6 protein-coding genes are annotated in these 7,729 nt (G+C 64.7%); 1 reads left to right on the plus strand and 5 read right to left on the minus strand.

What is annotated here, in order from left to right; all coding sequences use genetic code 11:
- Nucleotides 1–164: 164 nt before the first annotated feature.
- Nucleotides 165–2,078, minus strand: a complete 1,914-nt coding sequence (locus ABEH27_RS25550) for a sigma-54-dependent Fis family transcriptional regulator (protein WP_346616229.1) — start codon at nt 2,076–2,078, stop codon at nt 165–167.
- Between the two features lie 153 nt (nt 2,079–2,231).
- The gene (locus ABEH27_RS25555; RefSeq protein WP_346616230.1) at nt 2,232–3,752 is read right to left on the minus strand and encodes an FAD-dependent oxidoreductase; all 1,521 of its coding nucleotides are present in this window, start codon (nt 3,750–3,752) and stop codon (nt 2,232–2,234) included.
- A 343-nt stretch (nt 3,753–4,095) separates the two neighbouring features.
- On the opposite strand from ABEH27_RS25555, the gene ABEH27_RS25560 reads away from it, so the two are divergent.
- Nucleotides 4,096–5,052 carry an AraC family transcriptional regulator gene (locus ABEH27_RS25560; RefSeq protein ID WP_346616231.1) on the plus strand — a complete coding sequence of 319 codons (957 nt, stop codon included), beginning with the start codon at nt 4,096–4,098 and terminating at the stop codon, nt 5,050–5,052.
- 132 nt (nt 5,053–5,184) lie between these two features.
- On the opposite strand, the gene ABEH27_RS25565 is transcribed toward ABEH27_RS25560, so the two are convergent.
- The 3 genes from ABEH27_RS25565 to ABEH27_RS25575 all read right to left on the minus strand — a co-directional run.
- Nucleotides 5,185–6,336 carry an acyl-CoA dehydrogenase family protein gene (locus ABEH27_RS25565; RefSeq protein ID WP_346616232.1) on the minus strand — a complete coding sequence of 384 codons (1,152 nt, stop codon included), beginning with the start codon at nt 6,334–6,336 and terminating at the stop codon, nt 5,185–5,187.
- 16 nt (nt 6,337–6,352) lie between these two features.
- Nucleotides 6,353–7,423, minus strand: a complete 1,071-nt coding sequence (locus tag ABEH27_RS25570; protein WP_346616233.1) for an enoyl-CoA hydratase/isomerase family protein — start codon at nt 7,421–7,423, stop codon at nt 6,353–6,355.
- A partial coding sequence (locus ABEH27_RS25575) for a hypothetical protein (RefSeq protein WP_346616234.1) occupies nt 7,420–7,729 on the minus strand: 310 nt, incomplete at its 5' end. The genes ABEH27_RS25575 and ABEH27_RS25570, both read right to left, overlap by 4 nt.

Below are 7,729 nucleotides of genomic sequence, written 5' to 3' on the forward strand. Positions count from 1 at the left end.
TACAAACAGATCGTTTGCGCGGCGATGCGCAAGCTGCTGCACCTGGTTTACGGGGTGGTGAAGTCGGGGATACCGTTTGATCCCAAAATCGCTCTTGCAGGGTGAGGGTCAAGACGGTATCTACAGGGTACGCGGCGCGCTCGTGGGCCCACTGGCCAGCACAATCACCCCAACAAATTCGGCTGCACGATCCCGTAGCGTTTCATCTTGCGGTACAGCGTCGAGCGCGAAACCCCCGCCGCCTCGGCCGCCGCGCTCATGTTCCAGCGCGCGCGCTTCAAAGCCTCCAGCAAATGCCGCATCTCGGCATCCTCGACCTGTTGCTCCAGTGCCATCGGCCTGGCAGGCGCTGCGCAGTCCAGCAACTCCTCCGGCAGGTCAGCCAGTTCGATCAACCCACCCTCAGCCAGCGCCACCGCCTGGCGCAGCGCATTGAGCAGCTGCCGCACATTCCCCGGCCAGGCATGCCCCAGCAAACAGCGCCGCGCTTCATCGCTCAACCGCACGCCCGAACCATTGGCCAAGCCCGCCAGCAAGCCCTCGATCAACGCGCGCCGATCACTTCGCGCGCGCAATGCCGGCAACGTCACGCGCATCCCGCATAACCGGTAGTAAAGGTCTTCACGAAAGCGCTTGTCGACGATCATCGCCTGCAGGTCCTGATGCGTCGCCGAGACCACCTGAATGTCCAGCGCCACCGGCACCTCGGCCCCCAGCGGCACCAATTCGCGCTCGGCCAACACCCGCAGCAGCCGCGTTTGCAGGTGCGCCGGCATGTCGCCGATCTCGTCGAGGAACAGCGTGCCGCCATTGGCCTGCTCCAGCTTGCCTTTCATGCCTTTGCGGTTAGCACCGGTGAAGCTCCCGGCGCGGTAGCCGAACAGCTCGCTTTCGATCAGCGATTCGGGTATCGCCGCGCAGTTGAGTGCCACGAACGGCCTGGCGTGGCGCTGGCTGGCCTGGTGCAGGGCACGGGCGAACGCCTCTTTGCCGGTGCCGGTTTCACCGGTGAGTAGGATGGCGATGTCCTTGTCGAGCACTTTACGCAGGCGCAATACCGCATGTTGCAGCTGGGTGTCCTCGCCAGCCAACTGCTCGAGCGTGGGGTGGCCAGTACGCGTGGGCATGGGCTTGGCAGGCGCCGGTTGACGGTAGCCGGCCGGCACGCGCAGGCCAACGTCCAAGAGGTACGGCTGTTCATGGCCGCGCAGCTGCGTGCCGCGGGCACCGCCACGCGTCAGCTCCAGCAACTGGTCGATGCCGGCAGGCAGCAGTTGATCGATAGGCATGCCCAGCAACGTGCCCCTGTACGCCAGGAAGGCCGCTCGATTGGCGCCGACCACCCGGCCGCCTTCGTCCAGTGCCAGCAACTGCTCGGCGGCGAGGTCGGAGAAGTCGTCACGCGGCTTCAGCGCCAAGGTCAGGCGGTCGCGGTAGCACTGGCGAAAATGGCTGTTCTCGATCAGCCGGGCGTATAGCGTCACCAACTGCAAGGTCAGGTGTTGGGCCTGTTTGGGGCCGTCGTTGTACAGGCAGGTTGCATTCAGGCAGCCGAGCAGCTGGTTATGGGCGTCGAAGATCGGTGACACCGAGCAACTGAGCCGCGCGTTGGCTGCCAGAAAATGCTCCTGGCGGTGGATGGTCAGTGCCTGTTGCGAGGCCAGGGCGGTGCCGATGCCGTTGGTGCCGGCGATCGACTCGTCCCAACGTGCACCCACGATCAGCCCGGAACGGGTATAGCGCTGCGGGTCGGCGGGCAGGCGAGCGTCGAGGGTGATGCCATCGGCATCGCTTAGCAGCACGGCGAAACCTGCGTCCACCACACGTCGCGCCAGGCCACTGACGCCTTGGCTGGCGACCGCCAGGTAGGCTTGGTGCTGGGCTTGATGCTGGCGGATTTCGGCAGCGCTGAGGATGTTGTCGACGTGGCGCAGCTCGGGGTCCAGGTGGTGCTGGTTGATGCTGCGGTACCAGGATTCGGCGATCACCGGCTCCGGCACCAGGCCACGCCCGGCAAAATGGCAGTCGACGAATGCGGCCAACTCGGTGGCGCGATGTGCGGCAGTTTGCGCGGCCATGGGCGCTCCACTAATTCTTGTTATTTGAGGTGGAGAAACCATAGCTGATTATTGCGGTGTGGGTACTGGCCCCATCGCCGGCAAGCCGGCTCCTACAGGATCCGCGCCAAATGTTCTGTGGGAGCCGGCTTGCCGGCGATGGGGCCATTGGATTCAACCAATCAGCTTGAGCGCTTCCTGCAGGTTCAGAGGCCGCTTCATTCGCTGCGAAAGCTCCGCCATTGCATCCGAATACCCTTTGGCAATCACCGCCTCGACCTGTTCCCCCACACACTGCAGGGCAATGAAATCACCGTTTTCCGGTTCCCCCACAAACTCGATCCGATCCCAGTTCTGCGCATGCCCCAACACTTCATAAGTGCGCCCATGCTGATACGTCCAGAAGAACGGTACATCCGCGTACCGGCGCTGTTCGCCGAGCATGTTGGCCGCAGCGATCACGCCTTGCTGCTGGGCCAGGCGCCAGTGCTCGATGCGCACCGGGCGGCCGGTAAGGGGGAAGGTGGCGACGTCGCCGGCGGCCCATAGCCGTTCGCCGGCATGCAGCTCGGCGTCGACCTTCAACGAACGGTCTTCGGCCAACGGCAGGCCCTGTACGAATGCGGTGGCCGGGGTGACCCCGGTGCCCAGCAGCACCAGCCGCGTGGTCAGTTGCTCGCCGTTGGCCAGCAGCACGCCTTCGACCTGTTCGTCACCGATGAAACGCTCGACCTCGGTCGGGCCATGGAACACCACGCCTTTGCGCTCGTGCAGCGCACGAATGCTGCGCCCGATCCGTTCACCCAGCTGTTTGCCCAACGGCACCTCGTGCCGCGTGACCACATGCACCTGCGCGCCATACGCGTGCAAGGCCGAGGCCGCCTCCAGGCCGATGAAGCCATCGCCCACGATCACCACCGGTTGCCCTGGCTCAGCTGCATCCAGCAGGCGCGCCGCATCGTCGCGTGAGCGCAGCGTCATCACACCCGCCAGCTCGACGCCGGGCAGGTCAGGGCGCTGTGGCTTGCCGCCGGTGGCCAGCAGCGCCGCGTCATAATCGACACGCTTGCCATCGGCGAGGGTGACCTGGCGCTTTTTCACATCCACTGCGCGCACTTTGCCCATGCAGCGCTCCAACTGGCCCTTGCGCAGCTGGTCAGCCTCCAGCAGTGCCGGTACTTCGTCTGCCGGCATCTGCCCGGCAATCACGAATTTGCTCAGCGCGGTACGGTCGTAGGCCGGCTGCCGCTCCTGGTCTATCCACACCAGGCGGCCGCCGAAGCCATGGGCCAACAGCGTGGCCACTGCCGCGGAGCCTGCCGCGCCGGCACCGATGACGACGAAGCAGCGGGCATCGCTGTGGCGCGGTGGTTCGGGGTGCGGCAATGGATGGTCATCCACCCAGATTTCGCCGTCCTTGACCCGCGCCGGGTAACGGCGCAGGTCCGCCAGTGCCGGCGGTTCGCAGACTGCGCCTTCGTCGACGGCAAACGCGGCCTTGTGCCAAGGGCAAACCAGCAGGCCAGCGCAGATCAAGCCTTCATCCAGCGGCGCACCCGCGTGCGGGCAATTGCCTTGGTAAGCGTGCACCCGGTCGCCTTGGCGCACCAGGATCACTTCTTCGCTGCCGGCCTGCACGCGCAAGGGGCGTTGGGGGTCGAGCTGTTCAAGGCGGGCCACAGCATGTTCGGTCATGGGGCTTCTCCAAAGGGTCTTTGCAACCATTTGACGCCTGGGCTGCAGCGGTGCTGCGTCGAGCTGACGATCGGAGAGATGAATGTCATCGACAGCCTGCCACCGGAATGTGTTTGATAATCGGGCATGTGCCTTGCCAGGCTGTTCGCTATCCGCCCACCCAATCCGAAGATCCAATTGCCCAACCACCCCCTTTTGCTTAGTGTGTATCAACCACCGGCGGTCAGCTGCCCCCGTTGAAGTGACCCCGGCTCGATACAATCACCGTGAACGACCGCAACCACAGGCCCTGTGCCGGTAGGAAGCGGCGCCCAGAACAATAACGACACCGAGTGCCTTGCCTATGGAAAGCCGCTTGCTGAGCGAGCGCAGTAGCGTGTTCCATCACGCCGACCCCTATGCCGTGTCCGATTACGTGAACCGGCACGTCGGCCAGCACTGCATCGGCCTGTCGCGCACCACCCATCCGCAGGCCAGCCTCAGCCACCGCAAGTTCGCCGAACTCGACCTGTGCCGCATCAGCTACGGCGGCAGCGTGCGGGTCACCTCACCGGCCCTGGAAACCATCTACCACCTGCAGGTGCTGCTCAACGGCAACTGCCTGTGGCGCGGGCACCAGCGCGAGCATCACCTGGTACCGGGCGAGCTGCTGCTGATCAACCCGGATGACCCGGTTGACCTTACCTACTCGGACGACTGCGAGAAATTCATCCTCAAGGTGCCGACGCACATGCTCGACTCGATCTGCGAAGAGCAGCGCTGGCAGCGCCCGGACGGGGGTGTACGGTTTTTGCGCAACCACTATCGGCTGGATGAGCTGGACGGTTTCGTCAACCTGCTGGCCATGGTCTGCCACGAGGCGGAGGTCAGTGGTTCGTTGCCGCGGGTGCAGGGGCATTACAGCCAGATCGTGGCGAGCAAGCTGTTGACCCTGATGAGCACCAACATCCGTCGCGAAAGCCTGGGTACGCCAGGCGCGAGCCTGGAGCGGATCCTCGACTACATCGACCGCAACCTGAAGCTGGAGCTGGCCGCCGAGACGCTGGCAGAGCAGGCGTGCATGAGTGTGCGCTCACTGTATGCGCTGTTCGACCGCCAGCTGGGCACCACGCCCAAGCAGTACGTGCGGCAACGCAAGCTGGAACGCGTGCACGCGTGCCTCAGCGACGGCAGCTGCGCGGTGCGCAGCGTGACCGAATTGGCGATGGATTATGGGTTTTTACACCTGGGGCGGTTTGCCGAGATCTACCGGCAGCAGTTTGGGCAGTTGCCGTCGGAAACCTTCAGACAGCGGCGTTGACTGTACTGGCCTCATCGCCGGCAAGCCGGCTCCTACAGGTACCCCACCAGCTTTGAGGGCAGTGGTTTACCGGTGGGAGCCGGCTTGCCGGCGATGGGGCCATAAAAACCACCGGAGCAGCCACCGGCAGAATCACAACGGATAATGCTTCAACTCCCGTGCAATCAGCATCCGCTGAATCTCGCTCGAGCCTTCATAAATCTGCGTAATGCGCGCATCACGGTAGTAGCGCTCCACCGGGTAATCCTCCAGGTAGCCATACCCGCCATGCACCTGGATCGCCATCGAGCAGACCCGTTCGGCCATCTCCGAAGCGAACAGCTTGGCCTGCGAGGCCTCCGACAGGCACGGCTTGCCGGCACTGCGCAGGCGGGCCGCGTGCAGGATAAGCAGGCGTGCGGCATTGACCTGCACGTGCATGTCGGCCAGCAGGTTGGCGATGCTCTGGTGCTCGTTGATCGGCTTGCCGAACTGAATACGCTCACGCGAATACACCAGCGCCGCCTCGAACGCGGCACGGGCAATGCCCAGCGCCTGGGCAGCGATACCAATGCGCCCGCCTTCGAGGTTGGACAAGGCGATCGCCAGGCCTTTGCCACGCTCACCCAGCAGATTGGCGGCGGGGATGCGGCAGTTGTCGAAGGTGACCGCGCAGGTGTCGGATGCGCGAATGCCCATCTTGTGCTCGCTGCGGTCGACCTTGAAGCCTGGGTTGTCAGTGGGCACCAGAAACGCCGACAGGCCTTTTTTGCCCAGCTCCGGGTCGGTCACTGCAAAGACGATCGCCAGGCCCGCGCGGCGGGCATTGCTGACGAACTGCTTGGCGCCGTTGATCACCCATTCACCGTCAACAAGTTCGGCGCGGGTGCGCAGGTTGTGGGCTTCGGAGCCCGCCTGCGGTTCGGTCAGGCAGAAGCAGCCGACCACCTCGCCGCTGGCCAGGCGCGGCAGCCAGGCCTGTTGTTGTTCGGGCGTGCCATAGGCCAGCAGCGGGCCACAGCCCACCGAGTTGTGGATGCTCATCATCGCGCCGGTGGCGCCGCAGCCTGCGGCGATTTCCTCGACCGCCAGGGCATAGGCGACGTAGTCGGTGTAACTGCCACCAAAGTCCTCGGGCACCACCATGCCCAGCAGGCCCAGCTCACCCATCTTGCGCACCACGCCGTCATCGATCCAGCCGGCTTTCTCCCAGGCCTGGGCATGCGGGGCGATCTCGCCGCGGGAGAAATCCCGGGCCATGTCGCGGATCATGATCTGTTCTTCGCTCAGTTCCAGGTCTTGCATCTGTGTACTCCCCGGCTCACAGGCCTTCGAAGAATTGGTCGACCCGCTGGCGTTGCAGGCCTGCCAGGGTCGGCGGGTTCCAGCGCGGCTGCTTGTCCTTGTCGATGATCAGGGCGCGCACGCCCTCGATGATGTCGCCGTGGCGGAACCATTGGCGGTCCAGGTGCAGCTCCATGGCAAAGCAGTCTTCCAGCGCCAGGTGGCGGCCGCGGCGCAGCATCTCCAGGGTAACCGCCATGGCCAGCGGCGAGCGGCTTTCCAGCTGGTCGGCGGTGGCCAGCGCCCATGCATGGCTGTCGCCGATGCTGACGGCGCGCAGTTGTTCGACGATCGCCGCCGGGTCGGGCAGGGCGAAGAAGTGGTCGATGACGGCGCGCAGCTTCTCAAGCGGGGCATCGTCCAGCACCTGGCTGCCGAGTGTGGCCAAAAGGTTTTGCAGGTCCTTGAGCGGCTGGTCACTGAAGCTCAGGCCGTCGAGGCCGGCGTCCAGCGCGGCGATCTTCTCGCTGGGCAGGTACCAGTCGGCCAGCCCGCAGTACAACGCATCGGCCGCCTGGATCTGCGCCCCGCTGACGCCCAGGTAGGTACCCAGTTCGCCCGGCACGCGGGAGAGGAAGTAGCTGCCGCCGACATCGGGGAAGTAGCCAATGCCGACCTCCGGCATACCCAGGCGGCTGCGCTCGGTGACGATGCGCAGGTCGCAGCCCTGGGCCAGGCCCATGCCGCCGCCGAGAGTGAACCCGTCCATCAGCACCAGCACCGGTTTGCGGTAGTGGTGGATGACCAGGTCCAGGGCATATTCCTCGACGAAGAACTCTTCGTGCAGGGTTTCGCCGGCTTGGTAGCTGTCGTACAGCGAGCGGATATCGCCACCGGCACAGAAGCCCTTGGGGCCTTCGCCGCGCAGTACCACGGCCTGTACGTGTGGGTCTTCGGCCCAGCGATCGAAGTGCTGGCGCAGGGTGCGCACCATGTCGAGGGTGAGGGCATTGAGGCCGGCGGGGCGGTTGAGGGTGAGGTGGCCTATTCGATTGCGGACCTCGGCCAGTACATGATCGGTTGCCGAGGTGTGAGCATGCGCGGTCATTCGCGTTCTCCCTGCTTTGTTATTGATTTTCCAAGTGAAGTCTGGAGTGCGCTGATGTATCCGTGGATCGTGGCATGCGAATTTGCCCGGCACAATTGGCAAATCTGCAGGGGGAGTGTGCGTTTATGCGATGGGTATGTCTTGGGTTTTTTGGCGCCTGTGAGATCGAGCGCCGCGCGGGCGGCGCTTTGCGGGGCGCTTGCCTTGGGATCTTTAGCGCCCTTGAGATCGAGCGCCGCCCGCGCGGCGCATCGCGAAGCGCTTGCCTTGGGATCTTTAGCGCCCTTGAGATCGAGCGCCGCCCGC

The organism is Pseudomonas sp. P39-UII1 (assembly GCF_039672635.1).
Classification (GTDB): domain Bacteria; phylum Pseudomonadota; class Gammaproteobacteria; order Pseudomonadales; family Pseudomonadaceae; genus Aquipseudomonas.